Source organism: Paeniclostridium hominis (assembly GCF_014306135.1).
GTDB classification, from domain to species: domain Bacteria; phylum Bacillota; class Clostridia; order Peptostreptococcales; family Peptostreptococcaceae; genus Paraclostridium; species Paraclostridium hominis.
The window spans coordinates 1,214,669-1,241,209 of sequence record NZ_JACRWD010000001.1 but is presented as its reverse complement, the minus strand read 5'-3'; the positions used below and the strand labels follow the sequence as shown (position 1 = coordinate 1,241,209).

The window sequence follows — 26,541 nt, the reverse complement described above, 5'->3', positions numbered from 1 at the left end:
TTATAAAAATATGTGATATTAACTTTATTAATTAAGTATATTGTATTGAGGTGATAAAATGAAAAACAATATTTTAGATAAAGCAATGCAAATATATTTTAAATATTTAAGTATATCAAATATTATTTTTTACTGTATATATCTAATATTTGTTAAGCATTCTAATTTAAGTATAAAAAATATAATATTTATAATAATATCTTCAATTTCAATGATATTTATACCAGTACTATATTTAGTAATTAAGACAAAAAAAGAAAAGCTAGAAAATACATATATGTATATGAACATTATAATAGTTACTATGTGTTTTGATATATTATTATTAAGTATGGAAAGAAATTTTAGTTTTATATATTTATTAAAATCTATAGTAATATCGTTAATTTTATTCACTCCAACAAGAATGGTTATATCAGCATCAATTAGTTTTGTTATTAATAGATATAAAAAAGTAAATTTGAAAAATGTATCTAATTAAAATCATTTAAAGGAGATAGGTAATCTATCTCCTTATTTATTATCCATATTGATTTTGGGTGATCTTTTTTTAGAATTTTCAAATAGATTTAGTATATCATCTAGTTCAGCTTTTAATTTTTCTAAATCCATTTTATCTATGTTGTAATTTAAAAATAGTTTCTCGATGTCCAGACAGATAGTATTTAGTTCATTGTTGATTTTTAAGAATAGATCAAAGTTATTACTTTTTTTAGCATTGGTAAATTTTTTTATATCTTTTTCTATAAATGAAACAACTTCATATTCTTTTTCAAATACTCCTTCCGGTATAGGATACGGTTTGATTCTTTGTAAAAAATATTTATTTTTAGCATTTATGTTATAAGTATAGGAAACTTTTAAGTTATTATCAATTTCAAACTCAATAAAATATAAAATTCCATGAACTTTTCTTATTTCAGTAGCACCGATGTATCTAAGTCGAGCTTCTATAGTGTCTCCATAAGCGTTGTTTAAAATGCTCATTTATAAACCTCCTAAAATTTTTTACTAGAAACGAATTACTAGATAAATAGTTGAAATAATTATTGATAAAATCATAAGCGGAAAACCTATTTTAAAGTACTCTTTAAATGTTATTGGATATCCATTTTTTTGACCAATATTAGATAAAACAATATTAGCAGAAGCACCTATTAATGTACCATTTCCTCCTAAGCAAGCACCTAAAGATGTAGCCCACCAAATTGGAGTTACATCAACACCTTGAGATTGCATGGTTAAAATTAGTGGTATCAATGTAGCGACAAATGGTATATTGTCCAGGAAAGATGATATTATAGCTGATAACCAAAGGATTACTAACATAGTAATTATTAAGTGACCCTTTGTAGCATTTATTAAGTATTCAGCTATAAAGTTTATAATACCTACCTCTACAAGACCACCAACCACAATAAACAAACCTCCAAAGAATGCTATTGTAGACCATTCAATACTTGAAAGAATTTCATCTACATCTTGTTTACCTATAAAAATCATTATAGTAGCACCTGTTAGTGCAACTACACTTGATTCAATGTGAATTATGTTGTGAAGAGCAAATCCAAGCAAAATAAATATCATCATAATTATGCTTTTAATAAGCAAGGATTTATCTTTTATTGCTTTATTTTCATCTAGAGATAATATTTCTTCTTTATATATAGCCTCTACAACTAAGTGTTTTTTAAATACAAACTTAAAACAGATAATAGTAGCAAATAGTAATATTATAACTATAGGGCCAAGATTAACTACAAAATCCATAAAACTTAAATTAGCAGCGCTACCTATCATTATATTTGGTGGATCACCTATTAAAGTTGATGTACCACCTATGTTAGAAGCTAATATTTGAGTAATTAAAAATGGAGTAGGGTTTATTTTTAATATTTGAGTTATAACTATAGTCATTGGGCCGATTAACAAAACAGTAGTTACGTTGTCTAAAATAGCAGATAAAATTGCTGTTAATACCATAAAACAAAGCATTATTTTCCATGGATCACCTTTTGATTTTTTTGATGAAAAGATTGCTATATACTCAAATAATCCGGAGTTTTTTACAACTGATACAAAAAGCATCATGCCTATTAAAACACCAATAGTATTGAAATCAATATGTTTAAGTCCGTTTTCAAATGATACGATATTAAATATTAACATAAGCAAAGCACCTGCCACAGCAGCAACAGCTCTGTTTACTTTTTCAGATATAATAGCTATCATAACCAGTAAAAATATAGATATGGCTATTATTTGATTGATGTACATGACTATCGCCTCCTTAGTAAGTTTAAAAACTTAAAGTTAATAATTAAAGTATAGTTAAAAGCTTGAAATGTTACAGAAATTAAAAAAGTTCTTAAAATAATTATTTTTATTAATACTTTAAAGATGTATCTATAACATAAATAATCACTATATACTAAAATAAACATATTATAATGTATAGCTATATGCCACTAAATTAGTTTTAATATAGGGGATGACGATATGAATGAAAATACAAAACAAATAGAATTGAAACTTAAAAAAGAAGAGATAGAAGCTATAAAATTAGTGGATATAGAAAAAATAAAAATAAAAACTTGTGCTAAAAAAATGAAAATGTCAGCGGAAGAATTTAATGAAACATTAAATAGTGCAAGAACTAAAATAGCAAAAAGTATAGGAAAAGATAATGTAATAAAGATTATATTAGAAGAAGAACAAATAGATAATAATTTATACTTTACATTTAGGTGTGCAACTTGTGGAACTATATATAAAGTAACAGGTTATGAAGAAAGAATAGCTTGTCCACTTTGCACAAGTAATAAAGTTATGAGTGCAGAAGAAGCTGGATTTGATAAAAAAAGTTATTGGTTATAAATGCCAGTAACTTTTTTTATGATACAATTAAAGTAATAGTGAAAAAATAGGAGGAATAATATGATTTCAAGAGAAATAGCTTCTAAGGTTTTATCAAAGTGTTTGATAACTGGTGGAGATTTTGCAGAAATATTTGAAGAGGATACAATAAGTAATTCTATAGGATTAATAGATAGTAAAGTTGAAAATGCACTAGGTGGAAGAAGTTATGGTATAGGCATAAGAATATTTAAAAATTTCAAAAGTGTTTATGCTTATACTAATGATAACTCTTTATCATCTCTTTTAGATACAGCTTATAAAGCAGCATTGGCACTAGGTAGTTTAAAAGAAGAGAAATCGATAGTTATAAATAATAGTGTTAACTATGAGAATATGCACAACATAAAATTATATCCAAATGCTATAGACTATGAAAAAAAAATAAAAGTAATGAAAGAAGCGTATAAAAGTGCAAAAGATTATAGTAAAGATATATCACAAGTAAATGTAACTTACTTAGATAAAGCACAAAAAATATTAGTTGCAAATAGTGAAGGTTTATATATAGAAGATGAAAGAATAAGAACAAGACTTGGGATAAGTGCTGTAGCTTCTAAGGGAAATGAAAATCAAACAGGATTTGAAGGGCCAGGCAGAGCAAAAGGATTTGAAATGTTTGAAGAAATAGACCCAATTTTCTATGGAAAAGAAGCTGCAAGAACAGCTCATACTATGCTACATGCAAGAAATTGTCCTGCAGGTAAAATGACTGTTGCAATAGACAATGGATTTGGAGGAGTTATATTTCATGAAGCTTGTGGACATTCACTAGAAGCAACATCAGTAGCTAAAGGAAATTCAGTATTTTCAGGAAAACTAGGAGAACAAATTGCTTCAACAAAAGTAACAGCAATAGATGATGGAACACTAGCTAATCATTGGGGATCTAGCAATATAGATGATGAAGGTAACTTTACAAAGAAAAATGTATTAATAGAAAATGGAATTTTAAAATCATATATGATAGATAAATTAAATGGAAGACGAATGAATATGGAACCAACAGGAAGTTCTCGTAGACAAAGTTATAAATATGCTCCAACATCAAGAATGACTAACACGTACATAGCACCAGGAGATGACAATCCAGAAGATATAATAAAGTCAATAGATAATGGTCTATATGCTAAAAAAATGGGCGGAGGATCTGTAAATCCAGTTACTGGAGAGTTTAACTTTGCAGTAGCAGAAGGATATATTGTAAAAAATGGTCAGATACAAGAACCTGTAAGAGGTGCTAGTTTAATAGGTAAAGGTAGCGATGTACTTATGAATATAGATATGGTTGGAAATAATTTAGCTCAAGCTCAAGGTATGTGTGGTTCATCATCAGGAAGTATACCAACAAACGTAGGGCAACCTATGATAAGAGTTAAAGAAATTACTGTAGGTGGAAGATCGGAGGAATAGTTATGGACTTTAAAGAATTTAAAAATATACTGTTTGAGAAAGCTTTAAATGAAGGTTTTGAAGACTGTGAAATTTATTACACTGATGGTGAAGATATAAGTATAACAGTTTATGAAGGTGAAGTAGAAAAGTATAATTTAGATAAATCTTTTGGATTGTCATTTAGGGGAATGCTAAATGGTAAGATGGGATATTCATATACTGAAATTTTAGATGATAAGGCTATAGATATGCTTATAAAAAATGCAAAGGAAGCATCTAAATGCATAGAGAGTACTGATGAACAGTTTATATATGAAGGTGACAAAAATTATAGTAAAGTTCAAACTTATTCAGAAAAACTAGAAAACATAGATGCGGCGAAATTAATAGAAATTGTATTAGATTTAGAAAAACAAACTAAAGAATATAGTGATAAAGTAGTTAATATAAGTAGTTGTAAAGTATCTTATAGTTCTTCTAAAAATGGAATATATAATACTAAAGGTTTAGAGTTAAGTAATAAGGGGAATTTAATTATAGCATATGTTATTCCTATAGTTGAAGATAATAACGAAAAGCAAGATGGAATGGGATATAAGATAGCTGATTCTTTAGAAGAAATAGATACTAAAGAAATAGCAAAGCAAGGTGTAAAAGAAGCTTTATCTAAATTAGGTGGAAGTACTATTTCTTCAGGTAATTACAAAACTATAATATACAATGAAGCTATGGCTTCTTTACTTGAAACTTTTGCAGATATATTTAGTGGTGAGGCTGCTCAAAGAGGATTATCTTTATTGAAAGGAAAAGAAGGTGAGGTTATAGCATCTAATATTGTTTCAATAGTGGATGACCCTCTGTTAGATAAAGGTTTAGCATCAACGCCTTTTGATGATGAAGGAGTTGCAACATTTAAAAAAGATATAGTATCAAATGGAGTCTTAAATACCCTATTACACAACTTAAAAACAGCTCATAAAGCTAATGTAAAAACTACAGGAAATGGATTTAAAGCATCGTATTCTTCTCCGGTAAGTGTAGAGCCTACGAACTTTTATATAGAAAAGGGAGAAGCTAGTATAAAAGAGCTTATGAAAGAGGTTAAAGAAGGAATTATGGTAACAGATTTTGCAGGACTTCACTCTGGAGCAAACTCTATAACAGGTGATTTTTCTTTAGCAGCTAAAGGGTTTTATATAAAAGACGGGAAAAAAGAATATCCGGTAGAACAAATAACTGTTGCAGGAAACTTTTTTGATTTATTAAAAAACATTAAATTTATAGGAAATGATCTAAGTTTTCCAATAAGTAGTGTGGGTTCGCCATCAGTTATAGTAGAAGGATTATCTATAGCAGGTAAATAGTGTAGAATTTATATAAGTATAAAGTACTCATTAAAATGGGTACTTTTTTATTAAAGCAATAAATATTAAAACTTGAAGAAAATTATCTTTATACATATTGTAATAATATACAAATTTAAATAGTTAAAAGTGAATAGATTTAATAAGTATATGAGAATAATAACTTTAGTTTTTAAAAATAATTTTACACAAGGAGTTATAAAATGAAAAAGATAATTATTTCAATTCTTATAGTAAGTACTTCATTTATGTTTATTAAATTTGATAACTCATATAATATTTATGCTGAAAGATTATTAAATCAACCTCAAAAAATAGAAGAAACTTATTTAAATGAATTGACTAAAATAAGAGATCAAATATATATATTAAGTTCTAATTCACTTAAAGCTGTAATTAATAAGCAAGATAAAACTAGTTTATTTAAGGAATCTACATTTATAAACAGTCAAATAAGAAATCTTAGAATTCAATTATCAGAATATCACAAAACAGAGAGTGGAAATATAGAAAAAAATCCTTTAGCATTAGCATTTTTAAATACATTAAATTATTATAGCATGTCTTTATCTTACTTATTATGCTTTTTAAATACAGACTCATCATCTGAGGGAAATAAATCTTTACAAAGTTATTATTTTAGTAAAGCTTCTGGAGATCAAATTTTACTGTGGGTTAAATCACAAATAAAATAACTTTAAGAATATATCAAAAATGTAAGCAAATTTAAATGTTTTTGTAAGGGTTTTTTTAGGTTAAGTATGTATAATAAACTTGTCAAATAAAACATTGGGTGGAATTATACATGACAATAAGATTGGGTGGATTAATTATAGTTCCATTTATATTAGCAGCATGGGGCTGGATTAGTAGGAAATCAATTAGAAAGTATAAATGAACAATAATTATATAGATATGAAAGTTTAAACAATAAAAAGTAGTAGGCTTATGAACCTACTACTTTTTTACAGTCTATTTATATAAAAAACATATATAATAGTACGATATATAATTTAAATATTTTTATTAGTTGTTTTGGTAATTGTAAATTCGGGATTTCAGATTCTTTGTTAAATGAAAATAAGAGTATACTATCCAAGTATTCTTACTAAAAAACACCAATTTAATTCTAAAAATTTACAATATTTTACATAAATGTTAATATATACTTGTTACGGTTATAAATAAACATGGAGGAGAAGTTATGAAGTTAAAAAAATTGCTTATATCTAGTGTATTAGCTTTAGGGCTAGTGGTAACTAGTATGTCTGTATCTAATGCAGATACTAAGAAAGGTTGGATACAAAATTCAGACAAATGGTACTATTTTGATAGTAATGGTATTATGCAAACTGGCTGGAAGTTAGTTTCAGGTAAATGGTATTACTTAGAATCAGATGGAACAATGGCGACTGGTTGGAAGCAAATAGGTGGTGCATGGTATTATCTAGAGCCAAACGGAGTAATGGCAACAGGTTGGAAACAGTTAGGAAATACATGGTACTATCTTAATCCAAATGGAACAATGGCAACAGATTGGCAACAAATTGAAGGTTCATGGTATTATTTATGTACTTCAGGTGCTATGCAAACAGGATGGTTGGAATCCAATGGCATTTGGTATTACTTAAAACAAAATGGTGTGATGTCAACTGGTTGGGAGCAAGTGAACTATACTTATTATTACTTTAATCGATCAGGAAGAATGAAAACAGGGTGGTTAGATGATATGGGAACTTGGTATTATCTAAATCATAAGGGTATGATGGTTACAGGATGGCACCAATTAGATGGATCATGGTATTATTTCTATGGAAATGGTATGATGGCTACAAATACAACTATAGATGGCTGGCATATAGGATCTAATGGAATCGCTACATATATAAGCAATGGTGGAAATTCAGGTTTATCTGATAATAGTACTGTTTTCATAACTCCAGGTGGAAAAAGCTACCATTCATCTAAGAATTGTGCAACTTTAAAGAATAGTAAAACTATATTAAGCATGACACTAAGAGAAGCCAAAAACAAAGGTAAGAGTGATCCTTGTAATGTATGTGTTAGATAAAAAGTAACGTAGTAGGCTAAATGGCTTACTACATTTTTTGTCTTACTTAGTTGAAAAACTTCCTAAAATAGTGTTTATTTTAAGTAAAACAAGGTATAAATATATTATAGAAAACTAAACAAATCAACTTTAAGATTAAAAACAGATTTCCTTAAGGAGATAAATAACCTTGAGAGCTTAAATGCTATTTGCAGTGATACTCTAATAGGTTAATTATTTATATAGCATGGAATCTAAATTTGATTTATTTAGTTTTCTTTTTTTATGTCTAACAATTATTTAAAGAAAAATGAAACAGAAATAAATGCATCAAAAATGTAAGGAATGTTTAAGGTTGACGCAAGGCTTTTTTAAGATTAAACATGTACAATAGACTCATCAAATAAATAAAACATTGGAGTGGTTATATATGACAATAATATTAGAAATTTTGATGATAGTACCATTTATATTAGCAGCAGGAGCTGGATTAGTAGAAAGCCAATTAGAAAGCATAAATGAACAATAATTATATAGATATAAAGCATCCATCAAGTTAGGTGCTTTTTTATTTTAAAAATTAAAAAATGTAATTTTTATCACAAATTGACAAAAAGTGACACGTGCAATATTGTATACTATTAATGATTTATATTAATTGAAGGAGAATTATCATAATGAGTAAAAAAGTATTAGGATTAGTTTTAGCAGGTGTATTAGCTTTAGGAGTTGTTGGATGTTCTAGTTCAAAAGGAGACACTAAAGCAAATGAAAATATAACTAAAGAGGAAGTGAGTTCTAAGAAAGATATACCAGAAGGGCTAGATAAAGAAATAGGTAATGGTGACGTAGTTTTATCTACAACTGGAGGAACAACTGAAAATGGAAATATTCCAACTGTATTTGTAGGACAAGATACTCAATTAGATCAAATAGGTTTGTCTAGTGAAAATTTAGATGGTAGTAAATTATCGTATGTATATATAGATGGTATGCTTAATACTAAAGAACAACTTGGAGAAATGTCTCAAACTACAATAACATTACAAGATAATTCGTTAAAAGAAGGAAAACACAAGGTAGAAGTTGTGCAATATGATAACGACGAACAGACAGGAACTCCTGTAACTTATAAAGTTGTAAATTATGAAGTGAAAAATAAATAATAAAAATTACTCCAGAGTACATATGTATTTTGGAGTAATTTTTTTATAAGGACCATAAAGATAAAGTTTATGCTAATAAGGATAAAGATTTGCAATCACTACCTCATGTTATAAAAGTTAATACTGAGGAACAAAATGTGGCATAAAAATAGGAGAGCAGACACTCTCCTGTTTATTTTTGTATAATTTAAAATAGCGCAGAATGTGCCTAGGTTGCTATGAGCTAACATAAACACTTCACTCACATTCCGTCAAGTTAACTGCGTTACACTTGCTACATGTTCGCTACGCATGTTATAGCATATGCTAAATGCATATAAAAAGTTGCATGTCCTTGTATAAAAAATTAAAAAAGACTAAGTTTTAGAACTTAGTCTTTTGGAGTAATTTAAAGATTAAAATATTGAAATAAACGATTATTTATTGTAAAATAATTTTTGTTAGTCTAGTTGTAGATAACTTTAAAAGACTAGACAAAAAACTAGACAAAACTTAAAAAATAATTACAGAAACGTTGAAAAATCTGGATAGTAAAAGCCTATCTAGGACTTGTTCGAGAACCTCCAAGTATAAAAAACTAAGGTATTTATATAGTGGCAGTATATAAGATATACCCTTAGCTATGACTTTTAGTTAAAAAGTTGTAAGGTTCTCCTTTATAAATTTTAAGGAGGAGATTTGTTATGCAAAAAAGAAAGGTAATAATTGATTGTGACCCAGGAATAGACGACTCTCTAGCTTTATTATTAGCAATAAACTCACCTGAGCTAGAAATACTGGGAATAACAACTTGTAGCGGGAATGTACCTGCTAAAATGGGAGCTGAAAATGCTTTGTATACACTTCATAGATTTTCAAACGAAAACATAAATATATATGTTGGAGAAGAAAATCCTCTAAAACGAGAACTTGTAACAGCCCAAGACACTCACGGAGAAGATGGATTAGGAGAAAACTTCTACAAGACATCAACTAATAAAAATATTAAATATGGTGGTGTAGATTTTATTATAGAAACATTAAAAAATAATAAAGATGTATCTATAATAGCATTAGGTCCACTAACAAATATTGCAAAAGCACTTATGAAAGATAAAAAAGCTTTTAATAACTTAGATGAATTTATTTCTATGGGAGGTGCTTTTAGAATACATGGAAACTGTTCTCCAGTGGCTGAGTTTAATTATTGGGTAGATCCACATGCAGCAGATTATGTTTACAAGAACTTGCCTAAAAAAATTCATATGGTAGGATTAGATGTAACTAGAAAAATAGTATTAACCCCAAATATAATAGAATTTATAAATAGACTTGATGAAGATTTAGCTAAGTATATTACTGAAATAACAAGATTTTATATAGATTTTCACTGGGAACAAGAAGGTATTATAGGGTGTGTAATAAATGACCCATTAGCAGTTGCTTACTTTATTGATAGAAATTTATGTAGTGGTTTTGAAAGTTATGTAGAAGTAGTTGAAGATGGAGTAGCTATGGGCCAATCTATTGTAGATTCTTTTAATTTTTATAAAAAGGAACCAAATAGTTTTGTTCTTACTCAAACTAATGAAAAAGAGTTTATGTATATGTTTTTAAAAAGATTATTTCCATCACATGTAGATAAAATAAACACTACAGGAGGAATAATTTAGTATGAAAAAAAAATTATCAACAACAAGTTTAACTCTAATATCATTGGGAATAGCTCTAAATGTAATAGGCGCATTTATAGCTTTAAACTTAAAACTTCCTATATATTTAGATTCTATAGGAACTATATTTATAGCATGTATATTAGGGTCTAAGTATGCAATAATTACAGGTGTTTGTGGGAGCATGGTAAGTGGCATGACTTTTGATATTTATTCATTCTTTTTTATGCCAGTTCAAATCTCAACAGGGCTAATAGCTGGATTAATGTATAAAAAAGGATTTTTAAATGGAGTAAAAACACCTATAGGAGTACTTACATTTTCAATTCCAACCTCTATATTAAGTGCTATAATAGCAGCATTTGTATTTGGAGGAGTGACATCATCAGGTTCTTCTTATATAGTGCAAATTTTATCGAGATTTGGAATCAACAAAGTTGTGAGTGTATTTTTAACTCAAGTATTAACAGACTATATAGATAAGCTTATAGCTGTTTTACTTGTAAATAGTGCTGTATTATCAATACCATCTAATTTTATATATAAATTAAAAACTAATAAAAATTAAAACTAATGGAGAAAACAATGGATAGATATAGTGAAGTTACGAATAAAAATCAAAGAGAAATAGTATTATTAAAAGGATTTTCTTGTGTATGGGGTAAATGTTCATTTTGCGATTATACACTAGATAATGATGATAATGAAGATAAAATGAATGAAATAAACTTTAAGACTTTAGAAAATGTAACAGGAAAGTATAAAGTATTAGAAGTGATAAACTCAGGAAGTTGTTTTGAACTTCCTAAAAAAACACTAGAAAAAATAAAAAGTATAATAGAGGAAAAAAACATAGAAAAATTATTTTTAGAAAGTCATTGGTCTTATAAAAACAGATTAAATGAAATGAGAGAATTTTTTAATATACCTATAGTATTTAAAATTGGTGTAGAAAGTTTTGACTATGACTTTAGGAATAATTTTTTAAATAAAAATGCTAAGTTTAAATCAGTTGAAGAACTTAAAAAGTATTTTGACTCACCTTGTATAATGGTAGGTATAAAGGGTCAAAGTAAAGAAATGATTGATAAAGATATGGATATAGTTTTAAATAACTTTGAACATGCAACTATAAATGTATTTGTAAATAACACAACAAATATAAAAAGAGATGAAGAATTAGTAAGTTGGTTTAAAGAAAAGTATAGTTTTTTAGATGAAAATAATAAAATAGAAGTTCTTTATAATAATACTGATTTTGGAGTTGGAGAATAATTAATATAATGGATTAATTTTGAAAAAAGATTACAATAAGATTAAAAAAATGAAAAAAAAATTGTAACTGGAGTCATATATAGTATAATATAATAAAATAGAGATAGAACTGAGGTGCTAATATATGAACGACAGTGTAAAAAAAACATCTATAATATCCATAATATTAATATTTACAGTTAGCATTCTTTCAGGGTGTGCATCAAATGAAAATAATATCAAAGATGATAAAATAAATTTAGAACGTGTAAAATCAGATATGAGTTATAAAGATGCAAATGTATTAGAAATAGGTGAACCAGTAGTTACAGACGATCCTAATGATAACAACAATAATAAGTTTATTGATACAAAAACTAAAGTTAAGAATATAAGTGATTTAAATATAAGAAACATAGAGCTAATATTTAGAGAATATGATAATGAGAATAATGCTTTAGCTAAAACTGAAGCTTTGTCTAAAGTAACTTTAAAACCAGGACAAAGTGTTTATATTCAATCTGCTCACAAAAAATTTACAAAAAAAGTAGAAGTTATAGGTTATTCTTATAACTTAGATAATCAATTAATATATGTAGATTTATTAAAAGATAAATTTAATGTCTTAAATACTAATGAAAAAATTGTTGCATATAAAAAGTATGATGTATTAGGAATATCTGAACCTAAAATAACAAATAAAGTTAAAGGTGGATATAATGCACAAATAACAATAAAAAATATTTCAGATAAAGATATTGGTAGTTTAGTTTTAGAAATTGCAGAGCTTAATGATAAAGGTGAATATATAAATGTAACATATTTAGATTCATATGAAGTAATAAAAAAATCTCAAGAGATAAAACTAAACTCTGTTCACCCTAATGATGCAAAAAAATTAGAGGTAATAGGATATATTTATGATGATATAAGTGATAATACAACTGTAGAAGTAAATTTAAAGTTAAATGAAGCTATATTAATGAAATAAATGGATATTCAAAAGCCTAAAATCTATAATAAAAGATTTTAGGCTTTATTTTTGTATAAAAAGGTAATAATTTTTAAAAGATGAATATAATAAAGTAAATATATATTTAAGTGAATATCTAAAATGTTTATCAGTAATAATAATAGTACTTAAGGAGATGATACTGATGACAGAAGAAAGTAAAAATCAAGGTACTAATTTTAATGAATTAGATTTTCTAAAGCTTAATGAGACACTAGCAAATCCAGAGTTTGCAAATTGGTATTACAATCAAATTTTAAGTGGTACTGATGCAAATTTAGAAATATTAGGATTTGTAGACATTGTAAAGAATTACACAGAAGGAAAATACGATAAGTAAATTTTGATTTAAGAAAAGGATATCAAGATGCTTAAGAAAAAAGATAAACCAAAAGAATTAAACTCATATAAAGAACTTGTAAATACTAATTTTGAACAAGAAGATATCTTAAGTTCTTATATGAGTATACTAAATCAAATGAAGTCATGTTCTTTCAATGGAATGTGCAATGATATAGATTTATATCATAGATATTGTAATGTAAAATTTGAAGATAATAGTTATAAATAAAACCTCACTTTATGTGAGGTTTTATTTATTTATTTTTTTATAAAAAATTCATAGCTTATAATCAATATGATAGATGCTAATAATGCATCAATCATATCAATCATAGTATCGTTAAGGCCTCCAACTTGCATTTTAGTTAAGAAAAATTTATCTACTAAAAATTCAAAGATTTCCCATAGTCCAGCTATAGCTAAATTAAAGAAAAATACAAATGAAACAATCAATTTTCTGTTTTTATAAATATCTACATTCTTGGAATTTAACATTTTGAATAAATCATATCCAAATAGTGTTGCTAAGATTCCTGATAAAAAATGCATTATATCATCATAATGACTAACTATACCATAAAAATCAAAACTAGAACCTAAGTAAGAAGCAATAAAGATAAAGATAAGTATAGCAAATATTAATATTGGAGATACTATATCCAAAAATTTTTTTGAAACAACTTTTATAAAACCAGTTATGATAAGTGAACAAAAGCAAGGTGATATTTGAAAAGTTTTACCATATAAAACAAAATATATTAAAGATATTGTATAAATAAACATTAATATAGTTGTAGTAATATTTAAATATTTTAAAACTTCTTTTTCAGAAAATGACAATTTAAAACACTCCTTATAAATATATATATTAACTAATATATTATATTAAAAATATTTTTATTCATAGCATAAAAATTCCTAATATGACAATAATTAATTGTGTTTTTTTTAGATAATATCAAATACTAATATTAATTAAGTAACAAACTTAAAATCAAAGAAAGGAAAATTTAATTATGCTAGCAACTAGAATGTACAAAGCTGTCAAAGAAGAGAAAAATCAACAAAAAAGAAAACAAAAAAGATATAAAACTGTTAAATTTACTACGCTTACAGCTCTAGGTATAGGAGCAACTATAGGAGCTACTATGATATATAAAAAATCTAAATCAAAACAATGTGGAGTTTATGATGAGTATATGTATAACTTGGAAAACTATAATAATGAAGTTAAAGAAACTTCAGAGTTAGAAGAAAAAATAAATGAATTTAATAGTAATAGATTAAGTTATGAAAATGAAGATCATCCATCAAATGAAGAAATCCAAAAGGTTATGAATAAAATAGATACAGTAGATAACGATTTAAATAAACATTAATACAAAAAACTATTCTAATATATAGGAGGTAACTATGAAAGAATATAAAATAGCTGATTTAAATAAAAAAGAAGAAGATGAAATAAAAAAAGCTGAAAAAATGATTAAGGATATTACAGGTAAAGAATTTATATTTATAGCTTGGGAAAAAGATAATTCTAATTTAAAATAAAAAAACTCCCATATGGGAGTTTTTTAGTAATTTATATCAGCTGCTTTTATATTTTCCTTATTCATAGAACTACAAGGAGTAACTCCATAAGTCATATTACAATGAGGGCATTTATCTACATGAGTATTCATCGTAAAAGATTTAGAACAGTTAACACAAACTATTTCATGAGGTGTTCTTAGTGGAAAATCACCCTTACCTTTACTTCTTACTAAATCAACAACTTGCTTCCCATCATTTTTATTTGTACTTCCGCATCCACAAGACATATAAATTCCTCCTAAACTTTAAATAATTCAATTTATTATAAATTAAATTTTAAAATAAATCTGTAACGTATGTTACAAAAATTAGAAAAATGCAAAATTATCTGAACATATTTATAAATATTATTATGCAAGGAAGTGTAAATATATCAAGTAAAAAAGCACCTACTAAAGGAACTATTAACAAGGCTTTTTCAGATACTCCATACTTATGAGTTATTGAATTCATGTTGGCTAATGCATTTGGAGTATTACCAAGCCCGTGTCCTATGAGACCAGACACCATAACAGCAGCATCAAAATCTTTGCCAAGTAATTTAAAACATATAAAAATAGCATAAAGTAAAACAAATATAACTTGAGTAAGTATTATTATAAACATAGGACCTGCTATATGTACTAAATCCAATAAATTAATACTCATAAGAGCAATAGTTAAAAACATTGAAAGAGATATTTCACTTATAAAATCAAGGAGTTTAAAGTCAAGTTTTATTATGTTTGTTGATTCATTAAAGTTTCTAAATAAAAAAGCAACAAACATACACCCTACAACACTTGGTAAAACTATATTAGTTTTTATAAATAATATTTTTGTAATTAATTCTCCTATATTAATACATAAAAGAATAACTAAAATTTGTTCAAAAAAATTTGTAGTATTAAATTTATTAGATTTAGGATTTCTAGTTAAGTAATTTTTATTAATAAGACTAGATTTAAAATTTGTAGTATTATTGATATATATAGGATTAGGTTTAAGTTTATATCTTTCAATTAAGAATCTAGATACTGGAGCCCCTAGAACACCACCTAAAATTATACCTAAAGTTGCAGCAGCAAGACCTATAGTTACAGCGCCATCTACACCCATACCCTCTATAGTTCTTCCAAAAGCTGCAGCATTTCCATGGCCACCTTCCATAGATATAGTCCCACACATAAGACCTATTAATGGATGAACATTTGTAATCTTAGCCATTACAACTGATATTATATTTTGAAAAAGAGCTAAACCTCCACAGAGTATCCAATATGTAAATAAAAGTTTTCCACCTTTTTTTATAAGCTTAAAACTAGCATTAAGACCTAGCACTGTAAAAAATATACTCATAAAAAAAGGGACAATATTTTCTAAAATATTAATAGTAACTAAGTTTGAAAGTTGTAAAATTAATGATATTAAAGTAAATAATAAACCTCCTATAACTGGAGATGGAATGCAAAATTTATTGAAAAATTCAATTTTATTTTTAAAAAAAGATCCAATAAGAAATAATATTATAGCTATCGAGAGTGTAGCTATTAAATTTAAATTTATAGTTATCAATATATCACCTCCTTAAAAATTATATGTTTTCAAAGAATAATTAATGAAGCTAGTATTAAAAATATTTTATAAATAAATATGAAAGTTTTTTGAAATAATATTTATACATTATTTTTTAAAGGAGTATTAATATGTATGATAATAACATAAAAAAATTCAATGTGGATTATTTCTCAAAGTACTATTTTTATGACTTAGATGAATTTAAAAAAGAGGAGGATTCAGAATATATATTAGAAAAAATTAATGAATGTAATAGATTTAATTACAAAGGTTATACATATAAATATAGTAAATACAACAATATAGTAAAAGGTGAAACTAAAAAAAATATAGACATGACAATAGATGAGTCTAATGGAAATGTAACTATAGAAGGAAAGGTAAATAGGTTAGATTTAATTTATAAATATCAAACAAAACAATTAGAAGATCATATAAGAATAGCTACTAAGGTGTGTGATAATTTAAGTGAGGTTTCTTGTTTAATATATATAGATAATACTCAATGTAAAGAATTTTTAAATTCATTGGATAATATAAAAGAAAATCAAATTAAACTAATGGAAAATGGAATACAACAATCGACAATTAATAAAAATGATAAAATTTAAAATAAAATATTGTTTTATCATGGTAAAATAGGGTAATATATAAATATAAAAATACATTACGGGGTGACAAATATGAACAGACTAAATGAAGTTTTAAAATTATTTAAAGATGAGGTAAAAGGCATAGTGGATACTATGTTAGTAAGTGAGAGAATTAACTCTCAAAGATGTATAGCAAAAGATGTAGATACCACAAAAACTATAATAGACAAAAAAGAAAGCAAGAATAAATTAAGTCAAAGTGAAATGAACAAATTATACAAAGAACTAAGTAATTTAGTAGAAAATTTAAAAGGCATAGGAGAGGAATTGCTAGTAAGTGAAAGAATAAATACACAAAGATGTATAGCAAAAGATATAGATACTACAAAAACTATAATAGATCAAAAAGAACATGAAAATATAGGAATTAAAGAAATAGAAGAATTAGCTGAAGAAGCTAAGGGATTAGTAAATGCAATGGTATCTGAAGAAAAATTAAATACAGAAACTGATTCAATAAAAGGTGTGGATACTACAGAAACAATAATCGATAGAGAAGAAAATTTAGAAAAGACAGAAGAATTTAATAAGCTAGTAGAAGAATTAAAAACTTTAATGTCTACTATTTTAGTAGGAGAAAGAATAAATACACAAAGATGTATAGCAAAAGATATAGATACTACAAAAACTATAATAGATCAAAAAAATAAAAAGTAAAATAGCTATGCTATTTTACTTTTTATTTTTTGTAACAAAACAAATGTATTTAACGTATATTAATGATGATAAAAATTAAAAAATTTGATTAATATGATGTTTATTGGACATAAATTAAAAAGTATAAAGCGTTTGCAAATGAAAAAGAAAATCATTTACGAATGAAATATAAAGTGTTATAATGTAGAATATGAGAATTAAAGGAGGCATGCTTATGAATATATTAATAAATAGTGCTGAAGAAACCTTCTTGCATGTAGGTTCATTAGTTAGTATATCTATATTAGTATTTGGATATATAAACTATAAAACGAGCGGAAATTTTATAGACATAATAAGTAAAAATAAAAAATTACAACCAATTGTAGGAGCTTTGTTAGGGTCGCTACCAGGATGTGGTGGAAGTATAGTATTAATGCCATTATATATGAGTAGTAAAGTTACTTTTGGAACTATAGTAGCTAGTTTAATATCGAGCATGGGAGACAGTGCATTTTTAGTTATGACAACTGATTTTAAAGCATACATAAATTTAACTATAATAAGTTTTTTAGTAGGTATTATAACGGGATACTTAGTAGATTATTTAAAAATGGAACAAAGACTTGATTTACATAAATGCAAAAAAGACTCAAAATGTAATCAAAAAGGTTTAGAATTAAGATCTGAAAATAAAAACGCTTGTGACATAAAAAATCACAATAAATTCTATCATATATCTCATAAAATAGTTCATGGTATTGGTTACAAGATATACTTGTTTTTATTATTAATTGGATTTGCATTTATGGTTTTAGCTCATTCAGGATTAGAGTTTGGATTTATAGAAAAGCTACATTCTTTTGAGGAAGCTATAGCTATATTAGGTATAATATCTTCATTTATATATATGATAATGACTAAAAAAGTTATAGAAAATGAAAGTTTTGAAGAAAATGAACATAAATTGATGTCATTAAAAGAAACTATTATACATTCTGTAAGTGAAATATCATTTGTAATTGTTTGGATATTTATAGCTTATATAATTTATGATGTTGTTATATTTATAGCAGGTGGAGAGGAAGTATTAGTTAACTTAATATTAGGAGCTGGAGTTTTAAGTGTATTTGCAGGTGCTTTTCTTGGAATAATACCAGGTTGTGGTATTCAAATTGTAGTTATGTCATTTTACTTAAAAGGAAGTTTACCATTTGCGGCATTAGTTTCAAATACAATATCTCAGGATGGAGATGCATTATTTCCATTACTTGCACTAGATAAAAAATCAGCTATGTGGGCAACTATAGTAACTACTATACCTGCTGTATTAGTTGGGCTAATAGTATATTTTATTTAACATTAAAAATTAAGTGCTAATATATTAACATATATACATATTCTATAATATAAAATATATTATGGAGGGTATATATGAAAAATAATTCTATGATTGTAGGAATTGTAATAGGCTTATTAGCAGGTATATTATTTACAAAAATTAATTTTACAACGCTTGTTACATTAGGACTTGGAATATGGATTGGACATTATATATCTAACAATAAAAAATAAGAGATATCTTGACAATAAGAGATATCTCTTATTTTTTTTAGTATAATCTAAAGTAAAGAAATATTATTATAAAAATTTTATTAGATTTTTATGTATATATTTAATTTAACTAAAATAAAAAATTATATAAAATAGCTTATAAAATTTGTGTGATCATTGAAAATATTAAATCCTATCAATATAAGTATAATTCCACCTATAAATTTAGCCAACTCTCCTATGAAAGAGCCCATTTTATTTCCTAATAAAACACCTATAAAACAAACTAAGAAAGTTATAATTCCAATACAAATTACTATTGGAATTATAGGTATATTTAAAAATGAAAAGCTAATTCCAACAGCAAGTGCATCTATACTAGTAGCTATTGCCAATATTAATATATCTAGATTAGTGCATTTAAAAGAAGTATTTTTATCATCTTTAGAAAATATCATTTGAAATCCTAAAAAGCATAATAATATAAGTGCTATCCAATGATCTATAGATTTTATATATTCAGAAAGTCCAATTCCTAAACTCCATCCTAAAAGTGGCATTAACCCCTGAAATAAGCCAAATGCGAAACTAATTTTAAGAGCTAATTTAAAATTTATTTTTTTTATATTCATTCCTTTAGATAATGAAACTGTAAATGCATCCATAGATAAAGCAAAAGAAGTCATTAGTACAAATGTTATATTCATAAGAATCCTCCTTTTTAATTAAGTAACAATATAAACAAATCAATATTAATATATATATAAATATATGGATAAATAGTACAAGTTTTATATAAAAAAATAGACTATATAAATTTAATAATTTATATAGTCTATTTTTTTATATATTAATTTTATAACTATTTTTATTTGCTAAAACTAAAGTATTTTTAAATAGGTTAGAGGGACTTGCTATATTTAATACAGAAAATATAGCAAATTTATATTGGTAAATTTATATCATATGATTAAGTTTATAATAATAAAAACTTTGTATATTATTTATTTAATTCTTTTAATTCTTTTCTTAATTTTTTATCTTCTTCTCTCATTTCTTTATCTATTTCTTTTATTATTTTTTTAGCCTCTTTTTCTTCTTCATGTTCTTCTTTTTTCATTTGATGTTTTAATTCTTTTGCGAATTTATGATCTTCATGTTCTTCTTTTTTTATTTCTTTATCTATTTCCTTACCTAATTTTTTAGCTTCTTTTTCTTCTTCATGTTCTTCATGTTCCATTTGATGCTTTAATTCTTTTGCAAATTTATGTTCTTCATGCTCTTCTTTTTTATATTCTTTTTTGCTTTCATGTTTATATTTTAAGCCTTCTACATCTTTTTTTAGTTCTTCTTCAACATGTTTTACTTCTTCTTTGAATTTCATTGTTAACATCTCCCTAAGATAATTTAGATTTATTATAACTACATAGTAGCACCAACAAAAAATATTGTAAATAAGTTTTGTTTTTTGTAGAATGTTTTATATTTTCGAAAATATTATATACATCAAAAATATGAATAAAAAACATATAAATATACTAATGAATAAAAATTTTCAGTATTCTGAAAAAAACAATATACACAAAGATTAGTCAAACTCTAGAAAAAATATATAATAACTAATATAATATGATTGTAGGTATTTATAAAGGGGGAATTTTTATAAAAAAATATAGTGGAGAAATAGGGTTACTTTTAGTATCTTTGATTTGGGGAAGTGGATTTGTAGCAACACAACTAGGACTTGAAAATGGACTTACACCATTTCAACTTATGACAGGTAGATTTTTTATAGGGGCATTTTTAATAAGTATTATATTTTTTAATAAAGTTAAAAATATAAATAAAAGTGATATTATATCTGGAATAATGCTAGGCGTATTTTTATTTACAGCATTTTCTTTTCAAACGTTTGGTCTTAGATACACAACATCGTCAAAAAGCGCTTTTTTAACTGCAGCAAATGTTGTGATGGTACCATTTGTAGGATGTCTGTTATATAGGAGAAAAATTGATAAAATAGGAATTATGAGTAGTTTAATTGCACTTATAGGTATAGGAATAATATCATTAGATTCTAGTTTTAGTATAAGTTTTGGAGATAGCTTGACTTTAATATGTGCAGTTGGATTTGCTATGCACATATTTTTTACAAGTGAGTTTACCAAAAATCATGATCCTGTAGTCCTTACATGTATACAAATGGCAACAGCATTTTTATTATCATTATTATTACAAATATTAGTAGGAGAGATTAATACTCCTATAAATAAATTAACCGTATCATCTGTATTATTCTTAGGTGTATTTAATACAACTTTATGTTTTCTTGGGCAAACTATATGTCAAACTAAAGTTGATGGAACAAAAACAGCTATATTACTATCAACTGAAGCTATATTTGGGATGCTTTTTTCTGTAGTAATAGCAAATGAGGTAATAACTTCAAGAATGATAATAGGTAGTATACTCATATTTACTGCAATTATATGTGCAGAAACCAAATTGTCATTTTTATTTAAAGAAAATAAAGATTTAGACTTAATCAATTTAGATAAAGATTTATAAAAAAATTAGTTATATTAAAATATGAATATTTTAATATAACTAATTTTTTTTTTAGAAAATTTTAAAAAGTAGAAAATTAAAATTATATATGTAAAATAAAGCATATTTTATTGACCTAATATTATAGAATATTTCGGTTGAATATAATATAATATCTTATGTATAGACAATGTTTTCAAAGAGAGGGGAAGTATTATGACAAGACCCACATTAGTGGTTATGGCTGCAGGAATGGGGAGTAGATATGGGGGATTAAAACAAATAGATTCAGTAGGTCCAAATGGAGAAGTTATAATAGATTATTCTATTTATGATGCAATAAAAGCAGGATTTTCTAAAGTAGTATTTATAATAAGAGAAGAATTAGAGGCTGTATTTAGAGATAAAATCGGTAAAAAAATTGAAAATATAATAGAAACTGAATATGTATTTCAAAATATAAATTTTGGAATACCAGAAGATTTTAATTTACCTAAAGAAAGAAAAAAGCCTTGGGGAACGGCTCATGCAATTTATTGTTGCAAAGACTTTATAAATGAACCTTTTGTGGTTATAAATGCTGATGATTTTTATGGTCAAAGTACTTATAAAATAATTTATGACTATTTAGTAAATAGTAAGGATAATTTTGAATATTTGATGGCAGGGTTTGTTCTTGAAAATACTTTAACAGAAAATGGTACCGTAGCAAGGGGTATATGCAAAGTAGATGATTATAGTAATTTATTATCTATAACAGAAAGGACTTCTATTAAACAGTTTAAAAATGGTACTAAATATACTGAAGATAATTTAAATTGGGTAGATATAAAAGAAGGAAGTATAGTTTCTATGAATATATGGGGATTTAAACCAACAATATTTAATGAACTAGAAAAAGATTTTAGATTATTTTTATATAATAACAAAGATAATATTTTAAAAGCAGAATTTTATATACCATCAGTTATTGATAGTATGATAAAACAAAAAAAAGCTAATGTTAAAGTTTTAGTATCTAAAGAGCAATGGTATGGGGTTACATATAAAGAAGATAAAGAACATGTATGTAAAAGTATTAATAATTTAATGGGAAGTATATATCCTGATAAATTATGGGAGGAGTAAAATGATTAAGGAACATGATTTTAAAAATATAGTAAAAAATTTTAAATTCAAAGGGGAATTTATAGAGGCTAAAAGCCATACATGTGGACATATAAATGATACATTTATATTAATTTTTGAAAATAACAATAAAGAAATAGTAAAATATATACTGCAAAGAATAAATACTAATATATTTAAAAAACCAGATGAATTAGTGGAAAATATAAAAAATGTGACTGAGCACATAAAATCTAAAGTAATAAAAGAAAATGGAAATCCACTTAGAGAGACTTTAAACATAATAGAAACTTTAGATAATAAAAGTTATTATGTAAGTAGTGATGGAAATTACTTTAGAGCTTTTGTATATATAACAGATGCAAAAACTTATCAGATTGTTGAAGAACCTATCCATATGTATAAATGTGGAAAAGCTTTAGGGAAATTTCAAAAACAATTATCAGATTTTAAAGTTGAAAAATTATATGAAACTATAATCGATTTTCACAATACTAAAAAAAGATATGAAGCTTTTTTAGAAGCAGTGAATTTAGATCCATTAAAAAGAGCAAATTTAGTTAAAGAAGAAATTGAATTTGTACTAGATAGAGCTGATGATTGTGAAGTATTAGTAAATATGATAGAAAAAGGAAAAATACCTTTGAGAGTTACTCACAACGATACAAAATTTAACAATATAATGATAGATGAAAAAACTGATGAAGCTATAGCTGTTATTGATTTAGATACTGTAATGCCAGGATTAGCTGCATATGATTTTGGGGATTCGATACGCTCTGGAGCAACTACAGCTTTAGAAGATGAAATTGATTTAAGTAAAGTTAATTTTGATATAAATTTATATGAAGAGTTTTCAAAAGGTTTTTTAGAAGAAACTAAAGATTCATTAACAAATTTAGAAAAAGAATATCTTCCATTTGGAGCTAAGCTTATGACTTTTGAATGTGGTATGAGATTTTTGATGGATTATATAAATGGAGATATATACTTTAAAATACAAAGAGAAAATCATAATTTGGATAGGGCCAGAAATCAGTTCAAATTAGTTAAAGATATGGAAGAGAATATGGATAAAATGAAAGATATAGTATTTAAATATTCTTAATAGAAATATAAAAAAGGTTAACTTAAAGGTTTAATTTAAGTTAATCTTTTTTATTTGTTAATTAGAAAAAGACAATATAAAAATAAATAATTTTAACAATTATATAGTTAATTGAATAAAATATTAAAAATAAGTTTTACTAATAGGAGGGAGTATGAAATACTATATAAAAGTTGAAAATGGAGTGAAAATTTTTGTAGAGGATATCAACTCGAAAGGGAAAAAAACTATATTATTTATACATGGTTGGCCTTTAAATCATAACGCATATGAATATCAAATAAATCAATTATCTAAAAGTGGTTATAGATGTATAGCGATAGACCTTAGAGGATTTGGAAAATCAGATAGACCATCTAATGGATATTCTTATGATAGATTTGCTGATGATATTAAGGTAATAATTGATTCACTTAAATTAAATGATATTTTATTAGTAGGACACTCTATGGGTGGGGCTATTTCCATTAGATATATGGATCGTCATAATGGACATGGAGTATCAAAGCTTGCTTTATTTGGAGCAGCTGCACCAAGTTGGGTAAAAACTGATAATTGGCCTTATGGATATACTAAAGATCAAGTAAATCAATTTATTAAAGAAACTTATAGTGATCGTCCAAAACTAATTAGAGATGTAGGAGATTTATTCTTCTTTCAATATCTAACAAGACCTTTTACAGAATGGTTTAGCCAAATATGCTTAGAAGCTTCAGGTTGGGCGACTGCAGAGTGTTTAGTTTCTCTTAGGGATGAACGATTATTTTCGAGCCTTAATAAAATAAAGGTGCCTACATTAATATTACATGGAGTACATGATAAAATTTGTCCATTTGAATTTGGAGAATATATGAATAATGAAATTGAAAATTCAAAGTTAGTGCCATTTGAATATAGCGGTCATGGAGCTTTTTATGAAGAAAAAGATAAAGCAAATAATGAACTTATTAAATTTATAGAGGGTTAGTTAATATAAAGAATACAAAACCTACTTATATAATATACAATTTAGATACATTTATAAAAATATACTAAAAAATAAACTAAATAGAGGAAAATAACGAAATGGGTCATATAAATATAATAGAGAGAAAATAAACTGTAAGAAGAGGTGTTTATATGAGTAAAAAAGTTGCAGTTATATATAAAACAAAATATGGAAGTACTAAAAAATATGCAGGATGGATGACGTTGAAATTAGATGCAGATTTATATGAAATTACTGATATAAGGCCGAAACATTTACTTGAATATGATACTATAGTATTTGGAGCGGGTATATACAGAGGAAAAATAAATGGAATAAACTTTATAAAAGAAAATTATGATAAAGTAAGAGATAAAGAGTTATTTATATTTACTGTTGGAATGGAAAGTATAAATGAATCAAAAAAAGAAGCGATAATAAAAAATAACTTAGATGATTTTAAAGACAAAGATTTCAAATTATATAATTTTAAAGGTTCATTTGAATATAAATCTTTAAATATTTTAGACAAAATTATGATGAAGACTCTTAAGAAGCTTATAGAAAATAAAAATAAGGTAGATTTAACAGAAGATGATTTAAATATATTAAAAGGGTTTGAAGAAAAAGTAGATTTAACTGATAAAAAATCTATAAATGATTTAATTGAAGACATTAATAAAAAAGTAAATAGCTAATGATAATTGTTTATTTGACAATTATCATTAGCTATTTTATTTAATTATATAAATAAAAACATTCTTAAAAATTCATAATAATCATTTGTATAAAAATTAATAGTTTGAGAATTTATAAGTTTAACACCAGGATAAAAAGAAGCTTTAAATGCATCTTGATGTTTCTTAAATCTTATTTCTATATTAAATTCATCTGGAAGTTTTATAATATGTCTAGATAAATCTCCAGACAAAGATTTAAACACACCTTCTTTTATATTTTCAAGTGCAGTTTGAGGATGAATAGATATAGATGCATCTCCAATTCCCTTAGATACAGCAACTGTAACGATATTAGGATTTAACTCTTTTGCATTTTCACAAAGCATTTCATCTCCACTTAAAAAAGCTACAGGAACATTATAATAAGCACTAGTGTAGGCGTTTATCATAAATTCACTAGCTATGTTTTCATTAATTTTCACATAATCATACTTAGAACTATTCATAGTATGTGATAATGGATTTCCACATTGACTGCCACCACTATGATAACCTACAAAAAGTGTAGCATCAAAAGTTTTATTTATGCCTGCCATCATAATATGTGGATCATTGGTCCATCCTCTAATTAAGTGAGTATTTTGAGGAAGTAATGATTGATTTATACTTCTTGCACTTCCATGTGCATCTTTAATTAATATATAATCGCAATTACATTTATTTGCACCATTACAAGCTGAACTTACTTCTTTAGTCATTTGTAACTTATGATATTCTCCAAAAGTAGAATTAAGATGAGTCTCTTCCCAATTTACAATTCCACACGTACCTTCTATATCAGCACTAATATATACTTTCATTATTTTCCTCCATGCACAAATATTATTATAAAGTTCATATCTTTATATAATAGATATAGTATTTGGCATTTAAAAATATACATATTTTATTGATAACTTGCATATTT

The 26,541-nt window shown here is 25.6% G+C and carries 32 protein-coding genes, 1 pseudogene and 1 riboswitch; of the genes and pseudogenes, 25 read left to right on the top strand and 8 right to left on the bottom strand.

All coding sequences use genetic code 11. The features are described 5' to 3' along the window. The first annotated feature begins 58 nt into the window (after positions 1-58). Positions 59-481: a hypothetical protein gene (locus tag H8891_RS05940; protein WP_187005601.1), complete on the top strand. Its 423-nt coding sequence runs from the start codon at positions 59-61 to the stop codon at positions 479-481. A 32-nt stretch (positions 482-513) separates the two neighbouring features. Here the strand turns inward: H8891_RS05940 and H8891_RS05935 are convergent, their stop codons facing one another. Both H8891_RS05935 and H8891_RS05930 read right to left on the bottom strand, forming a co-directional pair. Next, positions 514-987 (bottom strand): hypothetical protein, encoded by a 474-nt coding sequence (locus tag H8891_RS05935; protein WP_187005600.1) that lies wholly within the window; start codon positions 985-987, stop codon positions 514-516. A gap of 24 nt (positions 988-1,011) precedes the next feature. Then, positions 1,012-2,277 carry an ArsB/NhaD family transporter gene (locus H8891_RS05930; RefSeq protein WP_187005599.1) on the bottom strand — a complete coding sequence of 422 codons (1,266 nt, stop codon included), beginning with the start codon at positions 2,275-2,277 and terminating at the stop codon, positions 1,012-1,014. Between the two features lie 222 nt (positions 2,278-2,499). Here H8891_RS05930 and H8891_RS05925 point away from each other — a divergent pair, with 222 nt between their 5' ends. From H8891_RS05925 to H8891_RS05870, 13 genes and pseudogenes are all read left to right on the top strand, one after another. After that, complete coding sequence (locus tag H8891_RS05925) at positions 2,500-2,877, top strand: DUF134 domain-containing protein (RefSeq protein WP_187005598.1); 378 nt, start codon at positions 2,500-2,502, stop codon at positions 2,875-2,877. A 60-nt stretch (positions 2,878-2,937) separates the two neighbouring features. After that, the gene (locus H8891_RS05920) at positions 2,938-4,329 is read left to right on the top strand and encodes a TldD/PmbA family protein (RefSeq protein WP_187005597.1); all 1,392 of its coding nucleotides are present in this window, start codon (positions 2,938-2,940) and stop codon (positions 4,327-4,329) included. 2 nt (positions 4,330-4,331) lie between these two features. After that, entirely contained in the window at positions 4,332-5,675 is a 1,344-nt protein-coding gene (locus tag H8891_RS05915; RefSeq protein WP_187005596.1) for a TldD/PmbA family protein, read from the top strand. A gap of 203 nt (positions 5,676-5,878) precedes the next feature. Then, positions 5,879-6,370, top strand: a complete 492-nt coding sequence (locus H8891_RS05910; protein ID WP_187005595.1) for a hypothetical protein — start codon at positions 5,879-5,881, stop codon at positions 6,368-6,370. Between the two features lie 509 nt (positions 6,371-6,879). After that, positions 6,880-7,323: pseudogene (locus H8891_RS15700) on the top strand (hypothetical protein); the annotation flags it as partial. Further along, on the top strand, positions 7,321-7,746 hold the full coding sequence (locus H8891_RS15695; RefSeq protein ID WP_408637162.1) for a hypothetical protein: 426 nt from the start codon (positions 7,321-7,323) through the stop codon (positions 7,744-7,746). The pseudogene H8891_RS15700 and the gene H8891_RS15695, both read left to right, overlap by 3 nt. Positions 7,747-8,402: 656 nt before the next feature. Further along, complete coding sequence (locus H8891_RS05900; protein WP_187005593.1) at positions 8,403-8,891, top strand: hypothetical protein; 489 nt, start codon at positions 8,403-8,405, stop codon at positions 8,889-8,891. A gap of 542 nt (positions 8,892-9,433) precedes the next feature. Then, positions 9,434-9,478: riboswitch (PreQ1 riboswitch) on the top strand. Between the two features lie 96 nt (positions 9,479-9,574). Continuing rightward, entirely contained in the window at positions 9,575-10,543 is a 969-nt protein-coding gene (locus tag H8891_RS05895; RefSeq protein ID WP_187005592.1) for a nucleoside hydrolase, read from the top strand. A gap of 1 nt (position 10,544) precedes the next feature. Next, positions 10,545-11,111 (top strand): ECF transporter S component, encoded by a 567-nt coding sequence (locus tag H8891_RS05890; RefSeq protein ID WP_187005591.1) that lies wholly within the window; start codon positions 10,545-10,547, stop codon positions 11,109-11,111. 17 nt (positions 11,112-11,128) lie between these two features. After that, a complete protein-coding gene (locus H8891_RS05885; RefSeq protein WP_187005590.1) occupies positions 11,129-11,818 on the top strand; it encodes a radical SAM protein in 690 nt (229 codons plus the stop codon). A 124-nt stretch (positions 11,819-11,942) separates the two neighbouring features. Next, a complete protein-coding gene (locus H8891_RS05880) occupies positions 11,943-12,788 on the top strand; it encodes a hypothetical protein (protein WP_187005589.1) in 846 nt (281 codons plus the stop codon). Positions 12,789-12,954: 166 nt separating this feature from the next. Continuing rightward, the gene (locus H8891_RS05875; RefSeq protein WP_147544052.1) at positions 12,955-13,149 is read left to right on the top strand and encodes a hypothetical protein; all 195 of its coding nucleotides are present in this window, start codon (positions 12,955-12,957) and stop codon (positions 13,147-13,149) included. 27 nt (positions 13,150-13,176) lie between these two features. Beyond that, a complete protein-coding gene (locus tag H8891_RS05870; RefSeq protein WP_187005588.1) occupies positions 13,177-13,380 on the top strand; it encodes a hypothetical protein in 204 nt (67 codons plus the stop codon). A gap of 29 nt (positions 13,381-13,409) precedes the next feature. Here the strand turns inward: H8891_RS05870 and H8891_RS05865 are convergent, their stop codons facing one another. Then, positions 13,410-13,991, bottom strand: coding sequence for a hypothetical protein (locus tag H8891_RS05865; RefSeq protein ID WP_187005587.1), 582 nt, complete (start codon positions 13,989-13,991; stop codon positions 13,410-13,412). 176 nt (positions 13,992-14,167) lie between these two features. On the opposite strand from H8891_RS05865, the gene H8891_RS05860 reads away from it, so the two are divergent. Next, on the top strand, positions 14,168-14,530 hold the full coding sequence (locus H8891_RS05860; protein ID WP_187005586.1) for a hypothetical protein: 363 nt from the start codon (positions 14,168-14,170) through the stop codon (positions 14,528-14,530). Between the two features lie 34 nt (positions 14,531-14,564). Next, the gene (locus tag H8891_RS05855) at positions 14,565-14,702 is read left to right on the top strand and encodes a hypothetical protein (protein WP_187005585.1); all 138 of its coding nucleotides are present in this window, start codon (positions 14,565-14,567) and stop codon (positions 14,700-14,702) included. Positions 14,703-14,725: 23 nt separating this feature from the next. On the opposite strand, the gene H8891_RS05850 is transcribed toward H8891_RS05855, so the two are convergent. Together H8891_RS05850 and gltS are read right to left on the bottom strand one after the other, a co-directional pair. Beyond that, complete coding sequence (locus H8891_RS05850; protein WP_187005584.1) at positions 14,726-14,971, bottom strand: hypothetical protein; 246 nt, start codon at positions 14,969-14,971, stop codon at positions 14,726-14,728. A 97-nt stretch (positions 14,972-15,068) separates the two neighbouring features. Next, positions 15,069-16,298: a sodium/glutamate symporter gene (gene gltS, locus H8891_RS05845; protein WP_187005583.1), complete on the bottom strand. Its 1,230-nt coding sequence runs from the start codon at positions 16,296-16,298 to the stop codon at positions 15,069-15,071. 131 nt (positions 16,299-16,429) lie between these two features. On the opposite strand from gltS, the gene H8891_RS05840 reads away from it, so the two are divergent. From H8891_RS05840 to H8891_RS05825, 4 genes are all read left to right on the top strand, one after another. Next, positions 16,430-16,912, top strand: coding sequence for a hypothetical protein (locus H8891_RS05840; protein WP_187005582.1), 483 nt, complete (start codon positions 16,430-16,432; stop codon positions 16,910-16,912). Positions 16,913-16,984: 72 nt separating this feature from the next. Further along, positions 16,985-17,611 (top strand): coiled-coil domain-containing protein, encoded by a 627-nt coding sequence (locus tag H8891_RS05835; protein ID WP_187005581.1) that lies wholly within the window; start codon positions 16,985-16,987, stop codon positions 17,609-17,611. Positions 17,612-17,825: 214 nt separating this feature from the next. Beyond that, positions 17,826-18,950: a putative manganese transporter gene (locus H8891_RS05830; RefSeq protein WP_187005580.1), complete on the top strand. Its 1,125-nt coding sequence runs from the start codon at positions 17,826-17,828 to the stop codon at positions 18,948-18,950. 74 nt (positions 18,951-19,024) lie between these two features. Continuing rightward, positions 19,025-19,165: a hypothetical protein gene (locus tag H8891_RS05825; RefSeq protein ID WP_187005579.1), complete on the top strand. Its 141-nt coding sequence runs from the start codon at positions 19,025-19,027 to the stop codon at positions 19,163-19,165. Between the two features lie 122 nt (positions 19,166-19,287). Here H8891_RS05825 and H8891_RS05820 read toward each other — a convergent pair whose 3' ends face one another. Next, positions 19,288-19,851 carry a manganese efflux pump MntP gene (locus tag H8891_RS05820; RefSeq protein WP_187005578.1) on the bottom strand — a complete coding sequence of 188 codons (564 nt, stop codon included), beginning with the start codon at positions 19,849-19,851 and terminating at the stop codon, positions 19,288-19,290. A gap of 293 nt (positions 19,852-20,144) precedes the next feature. Continuing rightward, positions 20,145-20,528, bottom strand: coding sequence for a hypothetical protein (locus H8891_RS05815; RefSeq protein ID WP_187005577.1), 384 nt, complete (start codon positions 20,526-20,528; stop codon positions 20,145-20,147). A 245-nt stretch (positions 20,529-20,773) separates the two neighbouring features. Here H8891_RS05815 and H8891_RS05810 point away from each other — a divergent pair, with 245 nt between their 5' ends. The 5 genes from H8891_RS05810 to H8891_RS05790 all read left to right on the top strand — a co-directional run bounded on the left by H8891_RS05810 (position 20,774) and on the right by H8891_RS05790 (position 25,592). Continuing rightward, positions 20,774-21,712, top strand: a complete 939-nt coding sequence (locus H8891_RS05810; protein WP_187005576.1) for a DMT family transporter — start codon at positions 20,774-20,776, stop codon at positions 21,710-21,712. A 195-nt stretch (positions 21,713-21,907) separates the two neighbouring features. Continuing rightward, on the top strand, positions 21,908-22,819 hold the full coding sequence (locus tag H8891_RS05805; RefSeq protein ID WP_187005575.1) for a nucleotidyltransferase family protein: 912 nt from the start codon (positions 21,908-21,910) through the stop codon (positions 22,817-22,819). 1 nt (position 22,820) lies between these two features. Further along, positions 22,821-23,927 (top strand): phosphotransferase enzyme family protein, encoded by a 1,107-nt coding sequence (locus H8891_RS05800; protein ID WP_187005574.1) that lies wholly within the window; start codon positions 22,821-22,823, stop codon positions 23,925-23,927. A gap of 154 nt (positions 23,928-24,081) precedes the next feature. After that, positions 24,082-24,894: an alpha/beta fold hydrolase gene (locus H8891_RS05795; RefSeq protein ID WP_187005573.1), complete on the top strand. Its 813-nt coding sequence runs from the start codon at positions 24,082-24,084 to the stop codon at positions 24,892-24,894. Between the two features lie 152 nt (positions 24,895-25,046). After that, positions 25,047-25,592: a flavodoxin domain-containing protein gene (locus tag H8891_RS05790; protein WP_187005572.1), complete on the top strand. Its 546-nt coding sequence runs from the start codon at positions 25,047-25,049 to the stop codon at positions 25,590-25,592. A gap of 44 nt (positions 25,593-25,636) precedes the next feature. Here the strand turns inward: H8891_RS05790 and H8891_RS05785 are convergent, their stop codons facing one another. Next, a complete protein-coding gene (locus H8891_RS05785) occupies positions 25,637-26,434 on the bottom strand; it encodes a M55 family metallopeptidase (RefSeq protein ID WP_187005571.1) in 798 nt (265 codons plus the stop codon). Positions 26,435-26,541: the final 107 nt, after the last annotated feature.